Consider the following 22,501-nt stretch of genomic DNA (forward strand, 5'->3'; position numbering starts at 1 on the left):
CCGGCGCCGGAGCACCGGCGGCGATCGGACATCCACCTCGGCCCGCCGGGAACTCCCGTACCCGGCCGCCGCGTTCACCCCGTGTGACCCTCCAGCACGAGATCGCGGGCAACGTCACGCAGATGGCGGTCGTCACCCTCCGGCCGGGTCAGACCGTGTACGGCGAAGCGGACAGGTTCCTGTTCAAGACGCCCGACGTGACCGTGGAGACCCGGCTGACCGGCCCCCTCGGCGGCGGCGGGCAGCGGTCACCGGGCGGCGGCGCCGACGGCCTGCTGCGGCAGGCGGTGGACACCCCCTCGTGGATCGGCCGGCGGGTGCCCGCGGGCGAGTCGATCGCCTTCCAGCACTTCACGGCCCGAGGCGGCGAGGGCACGGTCGGCTTCGCGGGCGTCCTCCCGGGCGAGATGCGCGCCCTGGAACTGGACGGCACGCGCGCCTGGCTCGCGGGGAAGGGCGCCTTGGTGGCCGCCGAGTCCACCGTCGCCCTCGCCGTCGCCTGCCGGGCCGCGCGCACCGGCACGAAGGGCGGCGAAGGGTTCGTCCTGGAGAGGTTCACCGGCCGCGGCACGGTGATCATCGCGGGCGCGGGTGACCTCGTCGACCTCGACCCGGCCGATTTCGGCGGCCGCATCGAGGTGGGCACGGGGTGCGTGGTCGCCTTCGAGGAGGGCATCCGGTACGGCGTGCGGCGCGCCGGCGGCCTGAACCGCCCGGGCCTGATGAACGCCGTCCCCGGGGGCGGGGGCCTGTCCCTGGCCGCCCTGGAAGGCAGCGGCCGGGTCATCCTCCAGTCCCTGACCCTCGAAGGCCTGGCCAACGCCCTGCGAGGGGCAGGAAACGGCGGCGGGCAGGGGCCGGCGGCGGCATCCTCCCCACGCCCGCCGGGTGAGCGATGAGTCGCGGGTGCCGGCGGGGTCTGAAGTGGTGACACGGATCCCGCGCACGGAGAGGCACCCGCCATGGGCAAGCTCGTTCTCACCACCTTCCTCACCCTCGACGGCGTCTACCAGGCACCCGGCGGACCCCGGGAGGACACCCGCGACGGCTTCGGCCAGGGCGGCTGGAGCGTCCCGTACGCCGACGAGGACTTCGGCCGGTTCGTCGACGAGGTCTTCGGCCGTGTCGGCGCCTTCCTCCTGGGCCGCCGCACGTACGACATCTTCGCCTCCTACTGGCCGAAGGTGACCGACCCCGCCGACCCGGTCGCCGGCAGGCTGAACGGCCTGCCCAAGTACGTCGTCTCCACCACCTTGGACCGGTCGGAGTGGGCGGGCACGACCGTGGTCCGCGGCGACCTCGCCAAGGAGGTCGCCGCCCTGAAGGAGCGCACCGACGGCGAGCTCCAGGTGCACGGCAGCGGCGCCCTCGCCCGGTCCCTGTTCGCCCTGGACCTGATCGACACCGTCCACCTGCTGACCTTCCCGGTCGTGCTCGGCGCCGGACGCCGCCTGTTCCCGGAGGGCACCGTGCCGACCGCGTTCCGGCACACCGGCGGACGCGTCACCGCCACCGGGGTGTCCATCCAGTCGTACGACCTGGTGGGCCGCCCCGAGTACGGCTCGTACGAGTCCCCGGAGAACGCCTGAGGCGGGTGGCGGCGCATCACACCGGTCTGCCGCCCGCGGGGAGCGTGACCCGGGCGGCAGGTTAACTTCCCTGAAACACAAGGGACTTGAGGTGAAATTCCGCTGGTTGTCATTGACATGCCGACGTCTACGCGCGTCATCATGACGGCATGAGATTCCCCCCGCGCGCCACTCGGACCGGCGCCGCAGCCGCTCTCCTGTCCGCCCTCCTCGTGGGCGGCACCGTCTCCGCGACCCCGGCCGCCGCCGCCCCCGCGGCGGTCGGCAGCATCTGCTACAGCGACCTGCCGTCCCAGGCCCACGACACGCTCGGCCTGATCGAGCGGGGCGGCCCCTTCCCGTACGAGCAGGACGGCACGGTCTTCCGGAACCGGGAGGGCGTCCTGCCCACCCGGCCGACCGGGTACTACCACGAGTACACCGTGATCACGCCCGGCTCCTCCACGCGCGGCGCGCGCCGCATCGTCACGGGTGAGGGCTACCGGGAGGACTACTACACCGCCGACCACTACGCTTCGTTCGACCTGGTGGACCACGGCTGCTGAGCGCGGTCCGGGAGGCACCGGCACCCGGATGCGCGGCCCCGCGGCCCCGGTCGGTCCTCCGGCTCCCGCCCGGACGCCTCCGCCGGGCGGCCTGCCGGCCCGCACCGGCGCCGGGGGGCGGCCCACCCCCTGGGATCACCCCGCCAGCGTCTCCGCCGCCCCCGGGATCTCCGCCAGACGCACCGGCCGGCGTTCCCGCCGGGACAGCTCGCACGCCTCGGCGATCCGCAGGGCCTGCAACGCCTCCCGCCCGTCACAGGGGTTGGCCCGCTCGCCGCGCACCACCTCGACGAACGCCGACAACTCCGCCTCGTAGGCGGGCCGGAAGCGTTCCGCGAACCCCGTCCACGGCTTGCCGGCGGCCGGCGGCCCGGCCGACCCGGTGGAGGCGATCGGCGTCCGGTCGTCCAGGCCGACGGCGATCTGGTCGAGCTCCCCGGCCAGTTCCATGCGGACGTCGTAGCCCGCGCCGTTGAGCCGGGTCGCGGTCACCGTGGCGAGCGCGCCGTCGGCGAGGGTCAGCAGCGCCGCGCCGGTGCCGACGTCGCCCGCCGCGCGGAACACCGGCGGACCGGCGTCGGACCCGGCCGCGTACACGTCGACCACCTCCTGCCCGGTGACCCAGCGCAGGATGTCGAAGTCGTGGACCAGCGTGTCCCGGTACAGCCCGCCGGACACCGGCAGATACGCGGCCGGCGGCGGCTCCCGGTCGCTCGTCAGCGCCCGGACGGTGTGCAGCCGCCCGAGCCGCCCGGACCGCACCGCCTCCCGCGCCCCCGTATAGCCCGTGTCGAAGCGGCGCTGGAAGCCCACGTGCAGGACCGTCCCGGCCGCCTCGACCTCGGCGAGCGCGTGCAGCGTGCCGGGCAGGTCGAGCGCGATGGGCTTCTCGCAGAAGACCGGCAGCCCCGCACGCGCCGCCCGGCCGATCAGCCCGGCGTGGGCCGGGGTCGCCGTCGCGATCACCACGGCGTCCACGCCCCACCGGAAGACCTCGTCCGCCCCCGGCGCCGCCGTCCCGCCCAGCCGCTGCGCCAGCTCCTGCGCGCGCGCCCCGTCCGCGTCCGTGAGGATCAGCGAACCGACGTCGCGATGGCGGCTGAGCGTGTGCGCGTGGACGGCGCCGATCCGGCCCGTGCCGATGACCCCGATACGCATGCCATCAAGGTGGGCTCGGCGCCCGTCCGCTGTCAACGAGCATGTCCGGACAATCTGACTACACGACTTCCCGTCATCAGCGCGCGGAGTTACGCTCGGGCCCGTGCCGAAACCGGAAACGACCCCGACCGTGCCGCTCGACCTCACCGTGGACCGCGGCAGTCCCGTGCCGCTGTACTTCCAGCTGTCGCAGCAGCTGGAGGCGGCGATCGAGCGAGGGGACCTGACACCCGGCAGCCTGCTGGGCAACGAGATCGACCTCGCCGCGCGCCTGGGCCTGTCCCGGCCCACCGTCCGCCAGGCCATCCAGTCGCTCGTCGACAAGGGGCTGCTCGTGCGCCGCCGCGGCGTCGGCACCCAGGTCGTGCACAGCAGGGTCAAACGGTCCCTGGAACTCAGCAGCCTCTACGACGACCTGGAGGCGGCGGGACAGCGTCCGGCCACGAAGGTCCTGGTCAACACCGTGGTCCCCGCCGACGCGGAGATCGCCGCCGCCCTCGGTGTCCCCGAGGGCGGCGACGTGCACCGGGTGGAGCGGCTGCGGCTGGCGCACGGGGAGCCGATGGCGTACCTGTGCAACTTTCTCCCGCCGGGCCTGTTCGATCTGGGAACCGGGCAGTTGGAGGCCACCGGCCTGTACCGGCTGATGCGCGCCGCCGGGATCACGCTGCACAGCGCCCGCCAGTCCATCGGCGCCCGCGCCGCCACCGCCGCCGAGGCGGAACGGCTCGGCGAGAGTGAGGGCGCCCCGTTGCTGACCATGCAGCGCACCACGTTCGACGACACCGGCCGCGCGGTCGAGTTCGGCACCCACGTCTACCGGCCGTCCCGCTACTCCTTCGAGTTCCAGCTGCTCGTGCGGTCGTGAGGCGTGTGCCGTTCCCGCGGCCCGCGGGGCGCGCGCCTGCCCGTCCCCCGAGGGCGGTCGCCCACCTTCCTCTTAATGTTCGGACAAAATGACTGGCGTATGCTCCCCGGAGGCAGGGCGCCGGAGGCCCATGTCCGACAATGGGGCGTTTGGGGCGGTGGGAGAACCTGCCCTCACATATGACAGAGCACGGCAAGAAGGGCACGGCCTCGTGGCACGGTTTCGGACCTGGGTAGGCATCGCGGTGGCAGGAGCGCTGTCGCTGTCGCTCGCCGGATGCAGCAGCACCGGCGGCAAGCGCGCCGAGGACGCCCGCAAGGCCGCGGCGGCCCAGGGCGGAACGGCGGTGGACACACCGCGCTGGACCTTCGCGATGATCACCCACTCGGGAGACGGCGACACCTTCTGGGACATCGTCCAGAGCGGCGCCGAACAGGCCGCCGCCAAGGACAACGTCGACTTCCTGTACTCGCACGACGACGAGGCGCAGCAGCAGGCGCAACTCGTGGACGCGGCCGTCGACAAGAAGGTCGACGGGATCATCGTCACGCTCGCCAAGCCCGACGCGATGAAGGCGGCCGTCGCCCGCGCGCGCAAGGCGGGCATCCCGGTGGTCACCGTGAACTCCGGCTCCGCGGAGTCGAAGGAGTTCGGTGCGCTCACCCACATCGGCCAGGACGAGACGATCGCCGGCGAGGCGGTCGGCGAGCAACTGAACGCGCGCAAGCGGAAGAAGGCGGTCTGCGTCCTGCACGAGCAGGGCAACGTCGGCCACGAGCAGCGCTGCGACGGCGTGGAGAAGACCTTCGACGGCACCGTCCAGCGGCTGTACGTCAACGGCACGAGCATGCCCGACGTCCAGTCCGCCATCGAGGCCAAGCTCCAGACCGACAAGTCCGTCGACGCCGTCGTCACGCTCGGCGCCCCGTACGCCGACACCGCCGTGAAGGCCAAGCAGGGCGCGGACAGCGACGCCGAGATCGACACCTTCGACCTCAACGCCAAGGTGGTCGCCGGACTGAAGGACGGCACCCTCGGCTTCGCCGTCGACCAGCAGCCCTACCTCCAGGGCTACCAGGCGGTCGACCTGCTGTGGCTGTACAAGTACAACGCCGACGTCCTCGGCGGCGGCCGGCCGGTGCTCACCGGGCCGCAGATCATCACCAAGGACGACGCCGACGCGCTGGCGGACTTCACGAAGCGGGGGACGCGATGAGCGCCATCACCGGCACGAAGGCCACGAACGGCGGGGACGAGAGGGTCCTGCGGACCTCGCCGCTGCGCAAGCTTCTGAGCCGCCCCGAACTGGGCTCGGTCGTCGGCGCCCTCGCGGTCTTCGTCTTCTTCGCCCTGGCCGCCGACAGCTTCCTGCGCCTGTCCAGCCTCGGCACGGTCCTGTACGCCGCCTCCACCATCGGCATCATGGCCGTACCCGTCGCGCTGCTGATGATCGGCGGGGAGTTCGACCTGTCCGCGGGCGTGATGGTCACCTCCTCGGCGCTGATCTCGTCGATGTTCAGCTATCAGATGACCGCCAACGTCTGGGTCGGCGTCGGCGTGTCCCTGCTGGCCACCCTGGCCATCGGCGCCTTCAACGGCTTCATGCTGACCCGCACGAGGCTGCCGAGCTTCATCATCACGCTCGGCACTTTCCTGATGCTGACCGGCATGAACCTCGGCTTCACCAAGCTGATCGACGGCACCGTCTCCACCAAGACCATCGCCGACATGGAGGGCTTCCCCTCCGCCCGGGACGTCTTCGCCTCGACGCTCACCGTCGGCGGCGTCGCCATCAAGATCACCATCGTGTGGTGGCTCGCGCTGGTCGCCGTCGCCAGCTGGATCCTGCTGCGCACCCGCGCGGGCAACTGGATCTTCGCGGTCGGCGGCAACAAGGACGCCGCCCGCGCCGTCGGCGTCCCCGTGAACAAGACCAAGATCGGCCTCTACATGGGCGTCGCCTTCGGCGCCTGGGTGGCCGGCCAGCACCTGCTCTTCTCCTACGACGTCGTCCAGTCCGGCGAGGGCGTCGGCAACGAGCTGATCTACATCATCGCCGCCGTCATCGGCGGCTGCCTGATCACCGGCGGCTACGGCAGCGCCGTCGGCTCGGCGGTCGGCGCGCTGCTGTTCGGCATGACCAGCAAGGGCATCGTCTTCGCCGAGTGGAACCCCGACTGGTTCAAGTTCTTCCTCGGAGCCATGCTGCTCCTCGCGACCCTGCTCAACACCTGGGTCCGCAAGCGCGCGGAGGCCACCAAGTGACGCAGACCGCACCGCGTACGGCGCTCGTCGAGCTGTCCGGCGTCGGCAAGCACTACGGAAACGTCCGCGCCCTCGAAGGGGTCTCGCTCCAGGTCCACGCCGGTGAGATCACCTGCGTGCTGGGCGACAACGGAGCCGGCAAGTCCACCCTCATCAAGATCATCGCCGGTCTGCACCAGCACGACGACGGCACGTTGGCGATCGAGGGCGAGGAGACCCGCCTGTCCTCCCCGCGCGAGGCCCTGGACCGCGGCATCGCGACCGTCTACCAGGACCTGGCCGTCGTCGGCCTGATGCCGGTGTGGCGGAACTTCTTCCTCGGCTCCGAGCCGCGCAAGGGCACCGGCCCCTTCAAACGCCTGGACGTCGACCTCATGCGCGAGACCACCCGCGCCGAACTGCTCCGCATGGGCATCGACCTGCGCGACGTGGACCAGCCCATCGGCACCCTCTCCGGCGGCGAGCGCCAGTGCGTGGCGATCGCCCGCGCGGTGTACTTCGGCGCGAAGGTGCTGGTCCTGGACGAGCCCACGGCGGCGCTCGGCGTGAAGCAGTCCGGCGTGGTGCTGAAGTACGTGGCGGCGGCCCGGGACCAGGGCCTGGGCGTCGTGCTGATCACCCACAACCCGCACCACGCGTACCTGGTGGGGGACCGATTCGTGCTCCTGAAGCGGGGCACGATGGTGGGGAATCACACACGGGACGAGATCACCCTGGACGAGCTGACCCGCCAGATGGCGGGCGGCAACGAATTGGACGACCTCCGCCACGAGCTGCAACGCCCCTGAGGGGACGGGGAACCGCCCGACCGGCCACGACGCGCCCGCGGACGGCGGACGCCGGGGCACGCCGGGCGCCACCGCGCCACTCCCCCTACGACACGCAGCGTGAGCGTACGGCAGAATCGGCTCCGATGAGCACCTACCGCGACCTCACCGCCCCCATCGGCTCCCGCCGGGCCACCGTGCTGCGCACGGTGGGCACCCGGGAGCGCCGCTCGCACCTGACGGCGCCCCGCGTGCCCACCGTCGGCATCGACATCGGCGGCACGAAGGTGATGGCGGGCGTCGTCGACGCCGACGGCAACATCCTGGAGAAGCTCCGCACGGAGACCCCGGACAAGTCCAAGAGCCCCAAGGTCGTCGAGGACACCATCGTCGAACTGGTCCTGGACCTGTCCGACCGGCACGACGTGCACGCCGTCGGCATCGGCGCGGCCGGCTGGGTCGACGCCGACCGCAACCGCGTGCTGTTCGCCCCCCACCTGTCCTGGCGCAACGAACCCCTCAGGGACCGCCTGTCCGGCCGGCTCTCCGTGCCCGTCCTGGTCGACAACGACGCCAACACCGCCGCCTGGGCCGAGTGGCGCTTCGGCGCCGGCCGCGGCGAGGACCACCTCGTCATGATCACGCTCGGCACCGGCATCGGCGGCGCGATCCTGGAGGACGGTCAGGTCAAGCGCGGCAAGTACGGCGTCGCCGGTGAGTTCGGCCACATGCAGGTCGTTCCCGGCGGCCACCGCTGCCCGTGCGGCAACCGCGGCTGCTGGGAGCAGTACAGCTCCGGCAACGCACTGGTCCGGGAGGCCCGCGAACTGGCCGCGGCCGACTCGCCGGTGGCGTACGGGATCATCGAGCACGTCAAGGGCCAGATCCCCGACATCACCGGCCCCATGATCACCGAGCTGGCGCGCGAGGGCGACGCCATGTGCATCGAGCTGCTCCAGGACATCGGGCAGTGGCTCGGCGTCGGCATCGCCAACCTCGCGGCGGCCCTCGACCCGTCCTGCTTCGTCATCGGCGGCGGGGTCAGCGCGGCCGACGACCTGCTGATCGGCCCCGCCCGCGACGCCTTCAAACGCCAGCTCACCGGGCGCGGTTACCGCCCCGAGGCCCGCATCGTCCGCGCCCAGCTCGGCCCCGAGGCCGGCATGGTCGGCGCAGCCGACCTGGCCCGCCTGGTCGCCCGCCGCTTCCGCCGGGCCAAGCGGCGCCGGGTCGAGCGGCACGACCGCTACGAGAAGTACGCGGAGGCCCTCCGCTCGGCCCGGGAGGCGTCGTGACGGACGCCCCGCCGCAGCGGGCCGGGTCCCCGGAGGACCCCGGACCCCCGCAGGCCCCCGGGAACCCGGCCGGAGACCGCCGCCGCGTGATCCGCCGCAGGGCCCTCACCCTGCTCATCATCGTGCTCCTCATCGGCATCCCTGCCGGATACCTGGTGATCTCCGCCAACCAGAGCCGGGACAGCGGCCGGGACAAGGAGGAGAAGTACTCGGCGACCGGCCTGACCGAGGGCTGGCCGTCCAAGCTGCAGCGCCGCATCTACCAGGTGCCCGTCCCGCACCCCGCCGCCAAGGTCGCGTACTACGAGACGAACAACTGGAAGACAAGCCGCCTGTACGTCCAGTTCGAGACCACCGCCGCGGGACTGGACGCCTTCCTCGCGGGCGTGGGCGTCCACCGGGACGACCTCGAACGGGACCGCGTCACCATCAGCGGCCGCGACCAGCGGATCACCGGCTGGAAGCTCACCGGACCCGGCTCCTGGCAGGGCCTCGTCCACGAGCAGGAGAACCCGGCCCCCACGCACGACATCGTCGTCGACATGGCCGACCCGGACCGCCCGATGGTGTACGTCGTCTCCCGCACGGTTCCCTGACGCCCCGCACGGCAGTCCGGCGCGGTGCCCGTGGGTGTGGTCCGGCAGTCCGGCCGGTGCCCGGGAGCGCGGCCCGGGGCCATCCGTCGCCGCCCGGCCGGCCGGCGGAGCCGATTGTCAGACCCCGCCCGTAGAGTCGAAGACATCCGATCGGACCCGCGGGCGGGAGGGGCAGGACGTATGAGCGACAGGACCGTGCTGCCCGGGCCCGCGCAGGCGGTGCGGGAGTCCGCGCCGGACGTCCCCCTCCGGCTCGCCGCCGTCTTCCTGCCCGCGCCCCTCCCGCGCGAGGGCCGGGTCGCCTTCTGGGACCCCGACGGCGGGGACCTGCCGGTCCAGGACACGGAGCTCACCGTCGTACGGCGGCACGGCACCGGCGTACGGCGCAGGACCACACCCGCGCTGTCGCTCCCGCTCGCCGAGGCCCTGCCCCTGCTGGCCCACGCCCGGCACGCCCCGGCCGCCCATCCCGCCACCGCCTGCTGGGGCGCCGCCGCCCTGCACGCCCTGCGGCTGACCGCGCGCGGCCGGCTGCTGCCCGGCCTGACGGCGACGGGCCACGACGCCTGGCGGGCCGGACCGCTGGACCCGGACGACCTCGCGCACCTGCGCGCGGTGGCCGCCGCCCTGCCCCCCGAGGGGCACGCGGTGCCGCTGGACGGCCCCGGACCGATCCGGCTCCCCGAGCCCGAAGCGCTGGTGCGCGCCTTCCTGGACGCGGTCGCGGACACCCTGCCCCGCACCCCGGCCGCGCCCCACGCCGCGGGCAGGCCCTTCGCCGCGCGCGAGCCCCGGCACCTGCCCACGGCCCACGACTGGGCGGCGGAGGTCGCCGCGGGCATGGACGCGGGCGTGCGGATCTCGCTCCGCCTGGACCTGTCGGCGTACGACCTGTTCGACCGCGGCGACGACACCGGCGGGGTCCGCGGCGCCGGCGCGGCGGTCGTCCAGGTGCACAGCCTCGCCGACCCGACCCTGGTGGCCGACGCCGCCGCCCTGTGGGCGGGCACGGCGGACGCCGCCTTCGGGCCTCGCGCGCGGGTGGACGCCGCCCTCGCGGTGCGCCGCGCGGCCCGCGTCTGGCCGCCGCTCGACCGGCTCGCCCGGCAGGACGTGCCGGACGTCCTGGCCCTGTCCGAGGAGGAGCTCGGCGACCTGCTCGGCGTCGCGGCCACCCGGCTCGCCGCGGCCGGGGTCGCCGTGCACTGGCCCCGCGACCTCGCCCAGGACCTGACCGCGACGGCGGTGGTCACGCCCGCCCCCGGCTCGGCGACCGACGGCACCGGCTTCTTCGAGAGCGGGGAGCTGCTGCGGTTCCGCTGGCAGCTCGCCCTCGGCGGCGACGCGCTGACCGAGGCCGAGATGGACATGCTCGCCGAGGCCCACCGCCCCGTCGTGCGGCTTCGGGACCGCTGGGTCCTGGTCGACCCGGTCCTCGTCCGCCGGGCCCGCAAGCGGGAGCTGGGGCTGCTGGATCCCGTCGACGCGCTGTCCGTCGCGCTCACCGGCAGCGCCGAGGCCGACGGCGAGACGGTGGAGGCGGTGCCCGTCGGCGCCCTGGCCGCGCTGCGCGACCGCATCACCGCGGGCGTGGACCCGGCCGAGCCGCCCCCCGGCCTGCACGCCACCCTGCGCGACTACCAGCTCAGGGGCCTGGCCTGGCTGGACCTGATGACCTCCCTCGGCCTCGGCGGCTGCCTCGCCGACGACATGGGCCTGGGCAAGACGGTCACCGTCATCGCCCTGCACCTGAAGCGGGCGCGCGACGAACCGACGCTCGTGGTCTGCCCGGCCTCGCTGCTCGGCAACTGGCAGCGGGAGATCCACCGGTTCGCCCCCGGCGTCCCCGTCCGCCGCTTCCACGGCCCCGACCGCAGCCTGGACGGCCTGACCGGCGGCTTCGTCCTCACCACGTACGGCACGATGCGCTCGGCGGCACCGGAGCTCGCCGGGCGGCGGTGGGGCATGGTCGTCGCCGACGAGGCGCAGCACGTCAAGAATCCCTACTCGGCCACGGCGAAGGCGCTGCGCACCATCCCGTCCCCGGCCCGCGTGGCCCTGACCGGCACACCGGTGGAGAACAACCTCTCCGAGCTGTGGGCCCTGCTCGACTGGACCACCCCCGGCCTCCTCGGCCCGCTGAAATCCTTCCGCGCCCGGCACGCGCGCGCGGCGGAGAACGGTGAGGACGACGAGGCGGTGCGGCGCCTGGCCCGCCTCGTCCGCCCCTTCCTGCTGCGCCGCCGCAAGTCCGACCCGGGGATCGTTCCCGAACTGCCGCCGAAGACCGAGACGGACCACCCCGTCCCGCTCACCCGCGAGCAGGCCGCGCTGTACGAGGCGGTGGTGCGCGAGTCGATGCTGGCCATCGAGTCCTCGCAGGGCATGGCCCGCCGCGGGCTGGTGCTCAAACTGCTCACCTCCCTGAAGCAGATCTGCGACCACCCCGCGCTCTTCCTGAAGGAGGAGAACCCACCCGGAGCCGGCGACCGCCTGGCCGCCCGCTCCGGCAAACTCGCCCTCCTCGACGAACTGCTGGACACCGTGCTCGCGGAGGACGGTTCGGCGCTCGTCTTCACCCAGTACGTCGGCATGGCCCGCCTCATCACCTCCCACCTGGCCGCCCGCGCGGTCCCCGCGGAGCTGCTGCACGGCGGTACGCCCGTGCCGGAACGGGAGCGCATGGTGGACCGCTTCCAGGCCGGAGCGACCCCCGTCCTCGTGCTCTCCCTGAAGGCGGCCGGGACCGGCTTGAACCTCACCCGCGCCGGTCACGTCGTCCACTTCGACCGCTGGTGGAACCCGGCCGTCGAGGAGCAGGCCACCGACCGCGCCTACCGCATCGGCCAGACCCAGCCCGTCCAGGTCCACCGCCTGATCACCGAGGGCACGGTCGAGGACCGCATCGCCGAGATGCTGGAATCCAAGCGGGCCCTGGCCGACGCGGTCCTCGGCACCGGCGAGGCCGCCCTCAGCGAACTGACCGACCGCGAACTGTCCGACCTGGTGTCCCTGCGGAGGCCCACATGACGCCCGGACCCGCCGACGAGGCCCGCCGCGCCCTGCGGGCCGCGCGGAAGCGGCACGAGGAGACGCCGGGACAGCACCCGGCCGGCGCCGCGTCCCTGCCGCGCGCCGCGGAGACGGACCCGGCGCCGGGGGCCGCCGGTGCCGCCGCGGCCACGGAAGGCGCGGACGGTGCCGCGCGGGCCGCGGACGGCGTACCCCTCACGGACGCCGAGGCGGCCGCGGCAGGCGCGCGGCGTGCGGAAGCCGGTGACGACACGGAGACGGGAGGCCCTGCCGGTCCCGGCGAACCCGCCGGGGCGGCGACACCTTTGGCGGACGGTGACGGGCGCCCCGGTCCCCGCCCGGCCGACGCGGCCCGGGCGGCGCTGCGGCGGGCGGTGTCCGCACGGCGCGCCGCACCACACGGTACCGACGACTCGGCAGCCGGGGATGGACCGGCCGGGGACGGACCGGCTCCGGGCTCGTCCGCGCGTGCCCGTCGGGAGGAGCCGGACGGTCTTCCGCTCCGAAGGCCGCGCCGGCCCGCCGGCGCGGCCCGCCCCGACAGCTCCGCTCCGCCGACCCGGCGCACCGCGGGCGACCGCCCCGGGGACGCCGCGCGTGAGGCCCTGCGAGCGGCCCTCCAAGAAGCGCGGCGGACCCGCGCCGACGACGCGGCAGGGGAGGCCGGAAGCACGTCCGGCCCGTCACACTTCGGGCCCTCCGCACACCCCGGGCCCTCCGCACCCCCCGCGCAGCATCCCGTGCCCCGCGCCCGAAGCACCTCGCGCACCGAGGCCGCCGTCCGGGCGCGTACCGTACGGGAGTTGTTCGCGGACGCGTTCCCGATGCCGGCCGGGACCGGCCCCGCCGGGGAGGATTCCGCCGCCGTCCCCGCCGTCCCCGCCGTCCCCGCCGTCCCCGCCGTCCCCGCCGTCCCCGCCGTCCCCGCCGTCCCTCCCGGACTCCCCGAGCCGCCCGCGGGCTCCCCGGCCGGCGCGCCGCGGCAGTCCGAACCGTCCGGTCAGCCGCCCGGTCGTACCCTCCCCGCACCACCCGCCCCGCTCCAAGTCCCCCGCTCCATGGCCGCTCCGGAGCGCGACGGCGAGCACCGGCGCACCTTTCCCGCCTTCCCCGCCCGCACGGCGGCCGACGGCGGGTTCGCCGAGACCTGGTGGGGCAACGCGTGGGTCACCGCGCTGGAGGAGGCCGCGCCGGATCCCGAGCGGCTGGCACGGGGGCGGAGGTACGCGGAGGACGGACACGTCGACGCGATCACCGTGACCCCCGGTCAGGTACTCGCCTACGTGCGCGGCAGCCGCCCGCGCCCCTACCGGGTGCGGGTGCGGCTGCGCACGCTCGACGACGCCGCGTGGGAGCGGTTCCTGGACACCGCCGCCGAGCGGCCGGGACACATCGCCGCCCTCCTCGACAAGGAACTGCCCCCCTCGCTCGCGGACTGCGGCGTCCCCCTGCTCCCCGGCCCCGGCGACCTCGTCCCGCACTGCAACTGCCCCGACTCCGGCGCCCCCTGCAAACACGCCGCCGCCCTCTGCTACCAGACGGCACGACTGCTGGACGCCGACCCCTTCGTGCTGCTCCTGCTGCGCGGGCGCGGCGAACGCGAACTGATCGACGCCCTGTCCCGGCTCAGCGCCGCCCGAGCGGCCCGCGCCGCCCGTTCCGGGCAACCCGCACCCCTGCCCGGCGTCCGGGCGAGCAAGGTGCTGGCACCCCGCCGGCTCCCCCCGCTGCCGGCCCCGTTGCCCGCGCCCGCGCACCCGGAGCAGCCTCCCGTCTACCCGGCGGCGCCCGGCGGCCCGGACCCCTTCGCACTGGACCAGCTGGCCACCGACGCCGCCGCCCGGGCGCACGCGCTGCTCACCACGGGCCGCGACCCGGTCGGCGGTCTGACGCTGTGGCAGGACGCCGTCCGCCTCGCCGCCGCCCGCCCCGGCTCCGGGCTCACCGCCGCCACCCGGGCCCTGTACGCCTCCCTCGCCGCCGCCACCGGCCGCACCACCGCCGACCTGGCGCGCGCGGTCGCCGCCTGGCGCCAGGGCGGCCTGGAAGGCCTCACCGTCCTCGAAGAGCCCTGGGACCCGCCGGCCGGCCGCTTCGACCGCGCGCGGCCCCTCCTCCTCGCCGCCGACCTCCCCGCCTTCCGCCCCCGGCGCAACCGCCTCACCCATCCCCAAGGCCACGTCCAGCTCCGCCTGGGCCGGGACGGACTGTGGTACGCCTACGAGTCGGAACCCGGCCGCGAGGACTGGTGGCCCCGCGGCACCCCCGACCCCGACCCGGTGGGCGCCCTGACGGGTCTGGGCACACTCGGCGACCCCTCCTGACACCCCGCCCCATCCCCCCGGCCGGCTCCGGCACGCCTTTCCCGCGCAGGGCGCGGAGCGAGCGACGGCACGGGCGGGAGTTCAGCCACCGGGTGCTGGGCGTCGGTCAACCGGGCGACACCCAGCGGCCGTTCCGCACCGCCGGCACGCTCGGCGTGCGCCATCCGACGGACCCGGCGCGCACCGCGGGGTCCGTCGAGGACTCCCTCGCGAGCTGCGGCATCGCGTACCCGAGCGTCGACCTCGACGCGCTCCCCGCCGCGGTCGCGCCCGGCGTCGCCGCCCCGCCGCCCGCGGGATGCCGATGGACGTCGTCGAACGCGTCCGCCACCAGGGGCGGCCGGTGGCGAGCTCGCGGTCCGCGCCATCGCCGAGCCGAACCCGGAGTTCGACGTGGACGGGCGCACGGCCCGCGCCGGTGCCCGCCTGATCCGCCGCGCGGCGACCGCCCGGGCGTGACATCCCCGCGGGCGGGCACCCGGCCCGTCCCCGGACAGGCCGCCGGGCCGTGCGAGCGAGGGAAGCCGCGGCCCGGCGGCCGCGGCGCGCGCGGGGAAGACAGCCGGAAACGCGCCGCCTCCCCGCCCGCCGGGGCACAGGGGAAGGCGGCGCCGTGCCCGGACGCGCTTCGCCGGCGAGCTTTGGGCGTCATGTCCCTCTCCGGACGGCCCGCGATGCGCAAGGCCACGGAACTCGTGTGGAACGAGCCGGAGTCGCAGCCGGGGAGGCCGCCACCGCGGCGCCCGCGTCGAGGGAGGGCGGTCCGGTCAGGCCAGCGGGCCGGTGACCGACTCCGCGGCGGCCAGGGCGCCGCCGGAGGTGACGTACCGGACGGTCGCCTCGATCTCGGGGGCGAGCCAGCGGTCCGTGCCGGGTCCCTCGACCGTCTCGCGCAGTCCGTCGCGCACCGCCGCCGTGGCCGGCCCCGGCGTCAGCGGGGCCCGCAGGTCCAGGGCGCGGGCGGCGGTGCAGAGCTCCACGGCGAGGACGCGGCCGAGTCCGTCGACGGCGCGGCGCAGCTTGCGGGCGGCGGACCAGCCCATGGAGACGTGGTCCTCCTGCATGGCGCTGGAGGGGATCGAGTCGGTGGAGGCCGGCACGGCGAGCCGCTTGAGCTCGGAGACGATCGCGGCCTGCGTGTACTGCGCGATCATGTGGCCGGAGTCGACACCGGGGTCGTCGGCGAGGAAGGGGTTGAGGCCGCGGCTGCGGGCGGGGTCGAGGAACCGGTCCGTACGGCGTTCGGAGATCGAGGCGACGTCGGCGACCGAGATGGCCAGGAAGTCGAGCACGGCGGCGATGGGGGCGCCGTGGAAGTTGCCGTTGCTCTCCACCCGCCCGTCGAGGGTGACCACGGGGTTGTCGATGGCGCTGGCCAGCTCGCGGGAGGCGACCAGTTCGGCGTGGGCGAGGGTGTCCCGGGCCGTGCCGTGGACCTGCGGCGTGCAGCGCAGCGAGTACGCGTCCTGGACGCGGGTGCACTCCGGGCCCTTGTGGCTGGCGACGATCGCCGAGCCGGCGAGCAGGGAGCGCAGGTTGGCGGCGCTGTCCGCCTGGCCCGGGTGCGGGCGCAGCGCCTGCAGGTCGGCGGCGAACACGGCGTCGGTGCCGAGCTGGCCCTCGACGCTCATCGCGGCGGCGATGTCGGCCGTGCGCAGCAGGCGGCGCAGGTCGTGGGCGGCGAGGACGAGCATGCCGAGCATGCCGTCGGTGCCGTTGATGAGGGCGAGGCCCTCCTTCTCCTCCAGGACGACCGGGGTGATGCCCGCCTCGGCGAGCGCCTCGGCGGCGGGCCTGCGCACGCCGTCGGCGGTGCGGACCTCGCCCTCGCCCATGACGGCCAGCGCGCAGTGTGCGAGGGGGGCGAGGTCGCCTGAGCAGCCGAGCGAGCCGTACTCGTGGACGACCGGGGTGATGCCGGCGTTCAGCAGCGCGGCGTAGGCCTGCGCGGTCTGCGGCCGTACGCCGGTGCGGCCCGTGGCGAGGGTGGACAGGCGCAGGAGCATCAGCGCGCGGACGACCTCGCGCTCGACCTCGGGGCCCGAGCCCGCCGCGTGCGACCGCACCAGGCTGCGCTGGAGCCGGGCGCGCAGCTCGGTGGGGATGTGCCGGGTGGCCAGAGCCCCGAAACCGGTGGAGACGCCGTAGTGGGGCCTGGCGTCGTCGGCGAGGGCCTGGACGACCTCGCGGCTGCGGGCGATTTCCTTCAGCGCCTCCGGGGCGAGGGCCACCGGGGTTCCGCGGCGGGCAACGGAGACGACTTCGTCGGCGCAGAGCGGGCCGACACCAACAACAACGGTCATGTCCCCATGAAGCCGCAGGCCGACGGGGTTCGCGAGAGCGTCCGGGCCGGTAGTGTCTGGTATCCCAGACGATCCGGGAGAGCACTGTCTGGAATCCCGGACAGTTGGTTTGCGCACCCACTGGCTTTACGGTCGGTCCATGAGCATCGTCCCGGCCGCCGCGCAGGTGCTGGCCGTGCTGCGCTACCTGGCGCGGCAGGCCGCTCCCGTGCCCGCGGCCGCCATCAGCCGCGACGTGGGCCTGCCCCGCTCCACGACGTACCACCTGCTCGACACCCTCGCCGCCGACGGCTTCGTCGTCCACCTGCCCGAGGAACGGCGCTACGGCCTCGGTGTCAGCGCCTTCGAACTGGCCTCCGGATACCAGCGCCAGGCGCCGCTCCAGCGGCTGGCGCGGGCGCCGCTGGCCGCGCTCGTGGACCGTACCGGGCACAACGCGAACCTCGCCGTGCTGCACGGCCGCGAGGTCATCTACGTCATCGAGGAGCGCGCTCCGGGCCGGCCGCCGCTCGTCAGCGAGGTGGGGGTGCGGCTGCCGGCCCACCTGACCGCCAGCGGCCGGGCGGTGCTGGCGCTGCTGCCGCCCGCGCAGGTGCGGGCGATCTTCCCGGACCGGTCGGCCTTCGTGCAGCGCCACGGTGTCGGCCCCGCGTCGCTGACGGCCCTGCGCGGCCTGCTGGCCCAGGTGCGGCGCCGCGGCTACGCGACGGAGGAGGGCGAGGTGACGGTGGGTCTGTCCTCCGTCGCCGCGCCCGTGCTGGACCACCACGCCCACCCGATCGCCGGGGTCTCCGTCACCTTCCCCGGCGAATCGGCCGACGAGGCGGAACGCCACCGGATCGCGGGTCACGTGGCACAGACGGCGCGGGAGCTGACCCGCCGGGTGGGGGGCGTCACCACGGCGTGACGCCGGCGGGTCCGCGCGCTTCGCGGAGCGGTCCGGCGCCGGGGCGGCGACCGTGCGGCCGGCGCCTTCACGCGGGGGAGGGCACCATCCGGGGAGAACGGCTCGGGCGGTTCCGGCGCCCGCCCGGGCGGCCGCCGGGTCCGGATGGTCCAGGAGGGCGCGAGCGCCCCGGACGGCGAGGGCGACCGCCCGCGTGATCACGTACCTCTTCCTCACCGATGTCCGGACCGTGCGCGGGGACCGCCGGTGGCGGCCTCCCCGTCCGGGGACGACGCGCGGCACAGGCGCCGGTCCGCGACGCCGACGCGCTCGTCCGCTGCCGCCGGCTCCGGAATCGCGTCGGTGCCGTTCCACGCGTGGGCGCCCTCGGAACGGGTGGTGACGTCCCGGGGCCCTCCGCCCCCTCCCGGCGCGATCCGGTCCGCGGGCGATTCCGGCCGCCGAACTCCTTCCGGCCGGAAAGCGGGCCCCGGCGCCGCGTCACCGGCGCGCGCGGCCCGCCGCGGCGCCGGTCCCGGCCTTGAGCTCGGGCTCCCGCAGAGCGCCGGAGAGGGGAAGCCCCCCTTGGCGCAGGGGCACCAGTTCGGCCCGCAGCACCATGGTCGCCGCCCCGATGGCGGGAGCGGTGGCGGCCGAGTCCGACAACCGTACGGACACCGGGTGCGCGGCGCGCGCGAAGAAGGTGCGGTCCAGCTCCTCCCGCACGACGGGCAGGTACACCGAACCGGCGACGGCCAGGCTCGGGCCCGTGAGCACCAGCGTCTCCAGGTCCATGACGTTGGCGAGCGCCCGCGTGGCCAGGGCGAGCCAGCGCGCGGAGTCCTCCAGCAACTCCCGGGCACCGCGGTCCCCGAGCCGGGCCGCCCGTGCCACGGCCGCGAAGTCGGCGGTCACCGAGGGCCGTTGCCCGCCCGGCCCCTGGGTCAGCCCGGCCGCACGCGAGACGCGCGCGTCGGCCCGTGCCTGCGTCACCACGGCGGCCGGGCCCGCGAGCGCCTCCGTGCACCCGCGCGCGCCGCACCAGCAGTCGGGCCCGTCCACGTCGAGGCACATGTGGCCGATCTCGCCGGCGTTGCCGCTCCGGCCGCGGTAGACGACTCCGTCGATCATGAGGCCGGCGCCGATGCCGGTCCCCATGTACACGGCGGCGAAGCTCGGGGTGCCGCGCACCACGCCGGACCAGTGCTCCCCGAGGGCCGCCGCGGTGGCGTCGTTCTCCAGGACGACCGGAAGACCGGTGGCCTGCGCCAGCGCCCGGTCGAGGGGGAACTCCTCCCAGTGCCGCATCGACGGGGGTGTCAGGCGCATGCCGCTGGCCGGGGTGAGCGGGCCGGGTGACACCAGGCCCAGCCCCAGGACCAGGTCCCGGCTGATGCCGACCCCCTGGATGAGCCTGTCCACCTCGTCGGCCATGCGGGCCACGACCACGGGGGGATCGTCGGTGCCCGCCCCGGCCCTGGACATCCGGGCCACCACCGAACCGCCGAGATCGGTGAGCGCGTACGTGATGCCCGAGTGGTCGAGATGGACGCCGACCGCGTAGCGGGAGCTCTCGTTGAGCGCCAGCAGGGTGCGCGGCTTGCCGCCGGTGGACTCGGAACGGCCCACCTCGGCCACCAGGCCGTCGTCGATCAGGCGCCGCACCACGGTCGAGATCGTGGCCCCCGTGAAACCCGTCGCCTCGATCAGCCGCACACGGCTGATGGTTCCGGCCGCCCTGATGACGTCCAGTACCGCGGCCCTGCTGGTCGCATGCGGCATGTCCCGTGCCGGCCCGCCCATCGATGTCCTTCCGGCGCCCAGGCAGGCGCTGCGTTTCGGCCGGATTCCCCGGCGTCGAACCAGTTTATTTGCACGACGAACATAGCAATGGCCGAGAGAGGGCAGTACTGCCGTCTTCTGATCGAAAGGCGCCGGGCGGGAGCGGTGTCCGTACGGGGCGGGGTCGTCGGTCGGCGAATCCGTCCCAAGTTCGGGCCGATGTGTTGACTTTCTTTCTTCACCAGCTTAACAATCTCGCCACACACGCGTGGTTCCCGGCCTCCACGAGGCGGCTCCGGGAGCCCCGGCCGTCCGGCAGGGACCGCCTCGGGAGAGTGGCCAATATGTCCAGGATTCGTAGTGAGTGGCGCCGCGTCGGCATCGCGGGGGCCGCGGCCCTCGGCCTCGTCCTCACGGGGTGCGGCTCCGGTGGCGGCGCCGGCGGCGGCGACTCCGACACGCTGGTCGCCTACACGGGCCAGAGCGGCGACTACCAGATCAACTTCAACCCGTACTCGCCGACCGTGATCGACGGTCCGGGCACGATCTTCGAGCCGCTGTTCTTCTACAACCTCACGCGCAAGGAAGCACCCGCGCCGCGGCTGGGCACGGCGTTCTCCTGGAACGAGCGGGGCACCGAACTCTCGATCACCCTCCGGTCCGACGCCGAGTGGAGCGACGGGCGGAAGTTCACCGCGGACGACGTCGTCTTCACCTTCGACATGATCCGCAAGAACCCCGGCATGAACAGCACGGGGTACTCCGGCACCGCCACGGCCGTCGACGCCACCCATGTGAAGGTCACCTTCGACAAACCGTCCTTCAGTGAAGGCCCGCAGATCCTCGGCAAGTTCTGGATCGTGCCGAAGCACATCTGGTCGAAGATCGCCAAGCCGACCGAGGACGTGATGAGGAACCCGGTGGGCACCGGGCCGTACAAGCTGGCCGAGTTCAAGCCGCAGGCGTTCACCCTGGAGGCGAACCCGGACTACTACGGGGGCGCTCCCGCGCTGAAGAAGGTCCGCTTCGTCGCGCTCTCCGGCAACCAGTCGGGCGCCGACGCCCTCAAGGCCGGCCGGATCGACTGGCAGACCGGGCCCGTCCCCGACATCGCGAACGTCGAGAAGAACTACCCGGGCTACAAGGCCGTCACGGTGCCGATGAACCAGGTCGCCCTGTTCACCTGCGCCGACACCGACCTCGGCTGCTCGGGACCGCAGACCGACCCGGCGGTGCGCAGGGCGATCTACTACGCGATGGACCGCACCCAGCTCAACGCGCTGGCCTTCGAGAACACCGCCAGTGAGATCTCACCGGGCTTCGCCCTGCCCGAACGCGACAAGGCGCTGGTGTCCGACAAGCTCACGGACCGCGTCGCGCCGATGCGGCCGCAGGTGGACAAGGCCGCCCGCCTGCTCCGGGACGCCGGCTACACCAAGGGCTCCGACGGCATCTACGCCAAGAACGGCAGGAAACTGGCCCTCACGGTGAAGGTCGTCTCCGGATGGACCGACTACATCACCGCGGTCACCACGCTCGCGGAGCAGCTGAAGAAGGCGGGCATCAAGCTCACCGTGCAGCAGTCGTCCTGGAACGAGTGGTCCGACGCCCGCGGCCGGGGCCAGTACCAGCTGCTCATCGACTCGCTGTACCAGGGGCCGGCCCCCGACCCCTTCTACCTGTACAGCTACTTCTTCTCCGCCAGGACCACCGCACCGGTCGGCCAGGCCGCCAACCCCAACTTCGCCCGGTTCGAGGACGCCGAGGTGGACGCCGCCCTCGACGCCCTGAAGGCCATCGAACCGCAGGACACCGCCGCCCGGCAGCCGCACTACGACACCATCCAGACCGAGATCGAGAAGTCGATGCCGTACATCCCGGTCCTCACCGGCGGCACCACGAGCGAGTTCAACGCGAGCAAGTTCACCGGCTGGCCCACCGAGGACGACCTCTACGCCTTCCCGGCGGTCTGGAGCCGGCCCGACAACTCCCAGATCTTCCTGCACCTCAAGCCCGCCAAGCGAGGGAAGTGAGGGAAGTGAGGGAAGCGGACATGACCGAGCCCGTCGAGGAGGAGCGCCCCATGATCGGCAACGGCCGATGAGGTACTACGCCCGCAAGACCGGTTTCTATCTCGTCGCCCTGTGGGCGGCCGTCACCCTGAACTTCTTCATCCCCAGGATGATGCCGGGCAACCCGGTGGACATCCTGATGGCGAAGCTGCAGCAGCGTGGCGGCACGGTCGACCCGGCGGTCCGCAGGTCCTACGAGCTCCTCCTCGGGGCCGACCGCAGCGAGCCGCTCGCACAGCAGTACTTCTCCTACCTGGGGAACATGCTGCGCGGTGACTTCGGCGTCTCGGTCAGCGCGTACCCCGCCAAGGTGTCGGACGTGATCGGTCAGTCCCTGCCCTGGACGATCGTCCTGATCGGACTGGCGACACTGATCTCCTTCGTCCTCGGCCTCGTCCTCGGGACCCTGGCGGGCTGGAAACGGGGCACCTGGCTGGACTCGGTCATCCCGGGCACCACGGTGCTGGCGGCCGTGCCCTACTTCTGGCTGGCCCTGATCCTGGCGGCCCTGCTCTCCTCCACGCTGCACTGGTTCCCGCTGCTCGGCGGATACGACGTGTCCCTGTCCATGGGCTGGAACTGGCCGTTCATCTCCTCGGCCGTCTACCACGGCATCCTGCCCGCGCTCACCATCGTGGTCTCCTCCGTGGGCGGATGGCTGCTGGGCATGCGCAACATGATGGTGTCCACCGCGGCCGAGGACTACATCCTCACGGCACGCGCCAAGGGCCTGCGGGGCAGCCGCATCATGATCCGCTACGCCGCGCGCAACGCGGCGCTGCCCTCGGTCGCGGGGTTCGCCACCTCCCTGGGCTTCGTGGTGTCCGGATCGGTGATGACCGAGCAGGTCTTCTCCTATCCCGGCATCGGCGGCCGGCTGCTGCAGGCGGTCGAGAACAACGACTACGCGTTGATGCAGGGCATCTTCCTGGTCATCACCGTCGCGGTCCTGGGCGCCAACCTGCTCGTGGACCTGCTCTACGGGCTGATCGACCCCCGCACCCGAGCGGGCAACTGA

At 74.0% G+C, this 22,501-nt stretch carries 16 protein-coding genes and 1 pseudogene; 14 read left to right on the plus strand and 3 right to left on the minus strand.

Annotation, left to right across the window (positions count from 1 at the left end; translation table 11 throughout):
• Nucleotides 1-83: 83 nt before the first annotated feature.
• From ACSU6Z_RS24155 to ACSU6Z_RS24165, 3 genes and pseudogenes are all read left to right on the plus strand, one after another.
• Nucleotides 84-892, plus strand: a pseudogene (locus ACSU6Z_RS24155) (AIM24 family protein).
• A gap of 70 nt (nt 893-962) precedes the next feature.
• The gene (locus ACSU6Z_RS24160; protein ID WP_437048663.1) at nt 963-1,589 is read left to right on the plus strand and encodes a dihydrofolate reductase family protein; all 627 of its coding nucleotides are present in this window, start codon (nt 963-965) and stop codon (nt 1,587-1,589) included.
• Nucleotides 1,590-1,738: 149 nt separating this feature from the next.
• Nucleotides 1,739-2,134: a ribonuclease domain-containing protein gene (locus ACSU6Z_RS24165; protein ID WP_437048665.1), complete on the plus strand. Its 396-nt coding sequence runs from the start codon at nt 1,739-1,741 to the stop codon at nt 2,132-2,134.
• Nucleotides 2,135-2,269: 135 nt separating this feature from the next.
• On the opposite strand, the gene ACSU6Z_RS24170 is transcribed toward ACSU6Z_RS24165, so the two are convergent.
• Entirely contained in the window at nt 2,270-3,292 is a 1,023-nt protein-coding gene (locus ACSU6Z_RS24170) for a Gfo/Idh/MocA family protein (RefSeq protein WP_437048666.1), read from the minus strand.
• 130 nt (nt 3,293-3,422) lie between these two features.
• Between ACSU6Z_RS24170 and ACSU6Z_RS24175 the strand changes: the two genes are divergently transcribed.
• The 8 genes from ACSU6Z_RS24175 (at nt 3,423) to ACSU6Z_RS24210 (ending at nt 14,440) form a co-directional block, all read left to right on the plus strand.
• On the plus strand, nt 3,423-4,160 hold the full coding sequence (locus tag ACSU6Z_RS24175) for a GntR family transcriptional regulator (RefSeq protein ID WP_437050460.1): 738 nt from the start codon (nt 3,423-3,425) through the stop codon (nt 4,158-4,160).
• 211 nt (nt 4,161-4,371) lie between these two features.
• The gene (locus ACSU6Z_RS24180) at nt 4,372-5,376 is read left to right on the plus strand and encodes a sugar ABC transporter substrate-binding protein (protein ID WP_437048668.1); all 1,005 of its coding nucleotides are present in this window, start codon (nt 4,372-4,374) and stop codon (nt 5,374-5,376) included.
• The gene (locus ACSU6Z_RS24185) at nt 5,373-6,425 is read left to right on the plus strand and encodes an ABC transporter permease (protein ID WP_437048670.1); all 1,053 of its coding nucleotides are present in this window, start codon (nt 5,373-5,375) and stop codon (nt 6,423-6,425) included. Before ACSU6Z_RS24180 ends, ACSU6Z_RS24185 begins: the two co-directional genes overlap by 4 nt.
• The gene (locus ACSU6Z_RS24190) at nt 6,422-7,213 is read left to right on the plus strand and encodes an ATP-binding cassette domain-containing protein (protein ID WP_437048671.1); all 792 of its coding nucleotides are present in this window, start codon (nt 6,422-6,424) and stop codon (nt 7,211-7,213) included. The genes ACSU6Z_RS24185 and ACSU6Z_RS24190 overlap by 4 nt, the downstream gene beginning before the upstream one ends.
• A 125-nt stretch (nt 7,214-7,338) precedes the next feature.
• On the plus strand, nt 7,339-8,487 hold the full coding sequence (locus ACSU6Z_RS24195; protein WP_437048673.1) for an ROK family glucokinase: 1,149 nt from the start codon (nt 7,339-7,341) through the stop codon (nt 8,485-8,487).
• Entirely contained in the window at nt 8,484-9,083 is a 600-nt protein-coding gene (locus ACSU6Z_RS24200; protein WP_437048675.1) for a sugar kinase, read from the plus strand. The genes ACSU6Z_RS24195 and ACSU6Z_RS24200 overlap by 4 nt, the downstream gene beginning before the upstream one ends.
• 180 nt (nt 9,084-9,263) lie before the next feature.
• The gene (locus ACSU6Z_RS24205; RefSeq protein ID WP_437048677.1) at nt 9,264-12,113 is read left to right on the plus strand and encodes a DEAD/DEAH box helicase; all 2,850 of its coding nucleotides are present in this window, start codon (nt 9,264-9,266) and stop codon (nt 12,111-12,113) included.
• Nucleotides 12,110-14,440, plus strand: coding sequence for an SWIM zinc finger family protein (locus tag ACSU6Z_RS24210; RefSeq protein ID WP_437048678.1), 2,331 nt, complete (start codon nt 12,110-12,112; stop codon nt 14,438-14,440). Before ACSU6Z_RS24205 ends, ACSU6Z_RS24210 begins: the two co-directional genes overlap by 4 nt.
• A 767-nt stretch (nt 14,441-15,207) precedes the next feature.
• On the opposite strand, the gene hutH is transcribed toward ACSU6Z_RS24210, so the two are convergent.
• Entirely contained in the window at nt 15,208-16,743 is a 1,536-nt protein-coding gene (gene hutH, locus ACSU6Z_RS24215; RefSeq protein ID WP_437048680.1) for a histidine ammonia-lyase, read from the minus strand.
• 139 nt (nt 16,744-16,882) lie between these two features.
• Between hutH and ACSU6Z_RS24220 the strand changes: the two genes are divergently transcribed.
• Nucleotides 16,883-17,650, plus strand: a complete 768-nt coding sequence (locus ACSU6Z_RS24220) for an IclR family transcriptional regulator (protein WP_437048682.1) — start codon at nt 16,883-16,885, stop codon at nt 17,648-17,650.
• A gap of 480 nt (nt 17,651-18,130) precedes the next feature.
• Here ACSU6Z_RS24220 and ACSU6Z_RS24225 read toward each other — a convergent pair whose 3' ends face one another.
• Entirely contained in the window at nt 18,131-19,411 is a 1,281-nt protein-coding gene (locus tag ACSU6Z_RS24225; RefSeq protein WP_437048683.1) for an ROK family transcriptional regulator, read from the minus strand.
• A 344-nt stretch (nt 19,412-19,755) separates the two neighbouring features.
• Here ACSU6Z_RS24225 and ACSU6Z_RS24230 point away from each other — a divergent pair, with 344 nt between their 5' ends.
• Nucleotides 19,756-21,444, plus strand: coding sequence for an ABC transporter substrate-binding protein (locus ACSU6Z_RS24230; protein WP_437048685.1), 1,689 nt, complete (start codon nt 19,756-19,758; stop codon nt 21,442-21,444).
• Between the two features lie 67 nt (nt 21,445-21,511).
• The gene (locus tag ACSU6Z_RS24235) at nt 21,512-22,501 is read left to right on the plus strand and encodes an ABC transporter permease (protein ID WP_437048687.1); all 990 of its coding nucleotides are present in this window, start codon (nt 21,512-21,514) and stop codon (nt 22,499-22,501) included.

Origin of the sequence: Streptomyces sp. enrichment culture (assembly GCF_964273145.1) — a bacterium.
Taxonomy (GTDB): Bacteria; Actinomycetota; Actinomycetes; order Streptomycetales; family Streptomycetaceae; genus Streptomyces.

Excerpts from the sequence above, each read along its gene's own strand:
- ACSU6Z_RS24210 (WP_437048678.1), top strand. The coding sequence starts at position 12,110 with ATGACGCCCGGACCCGCCGACGAGGCCCGCCGCGCCCTGCGGGCCGCG.
- ACSU6Z_RS24205 (WP_437048677.1), top strand. The coding sequence starts at position 9,264 with ATGAGCGACAGGACCGTGCTGCCCGGGCCCGCGCAGGCGGTGCGGGAG.
- ACSU6Z_RS24170 (WP_437048666.1), bottom strand. The coding sequence starts at position 3,292 with ATGCGTATCGGGGTCATCGGCACGGGCCGGATCGGCGCCGTCCACGCG.
- ACSU6Z_RS24195 (WP_437048673.1), top strand. The coding sequence starts at position 7,339 with ATGAGCACCTACCGCGACCTCACCGCCCCCATCGGCTCCCGCCGGGCC.
- ACSU6Z_RS24230 (WP_437048685.1), top strand. The coding sequence starts at position 19,756 with ATGTCCAGGATTCGTAGTGAGTGGCGCCGCGTCGGCATCGCGGGGGCC.
- hutH (WP_437048680.1), bottom strand. The coding sequence starts at position 16,743 with ATGACCGTTGTTGTTGGTGTCGGCCCGCTCTGCGCCGACGAAGTCGTC.
- ACSU6Z_RS24235 (WP_437048687.1), top strand. The coding sequence starts at position 21,512 with ATGAGGTACTACGCCCGCAAGACCGGTTTCTATCTCGTCGCCCTGTGG.
- ACSU6Z_RS24165 (WP_437048665.1), top strand. The coding sequence starts at position 1,739 with ATGAGATTCCCCCCGCGCGCCACTCGGACCGGCGCCGCAGCCGCTCTC.
- ACSU6Z_RS24220 (WP_437048682.1), top strand. The coding sequence starts at position 16,883 with ATGAGCATCGTCCCGGCCGCCGCGCAGGTGCTGGCCGTGCTGCGCTAC.
- ACSU6Z_RS24160 (WP_437048663.1), top strand. The coding sequence starts at position 963 with ATGGGCAAGCTCGTTCTCACCACCTTCCTCACCCTCGACGGCGTCTAC.
- ACSU6Z_RS24185 (WP_437048670.1), top strand. The coding sequence starts at position 5,373 with ATGAGCGCCATCACCGGCACGAAGGCCACGAACGGCGGGGACGAGAGG.
- ACSU6Z_RS24225 (WP_437048683.1), bottom strand. The coding sequence starts at position 19,411 with ATGCCGCATGCGACCAGCAGGGCCGCGGTACTGGACGTCATCAGGGCG.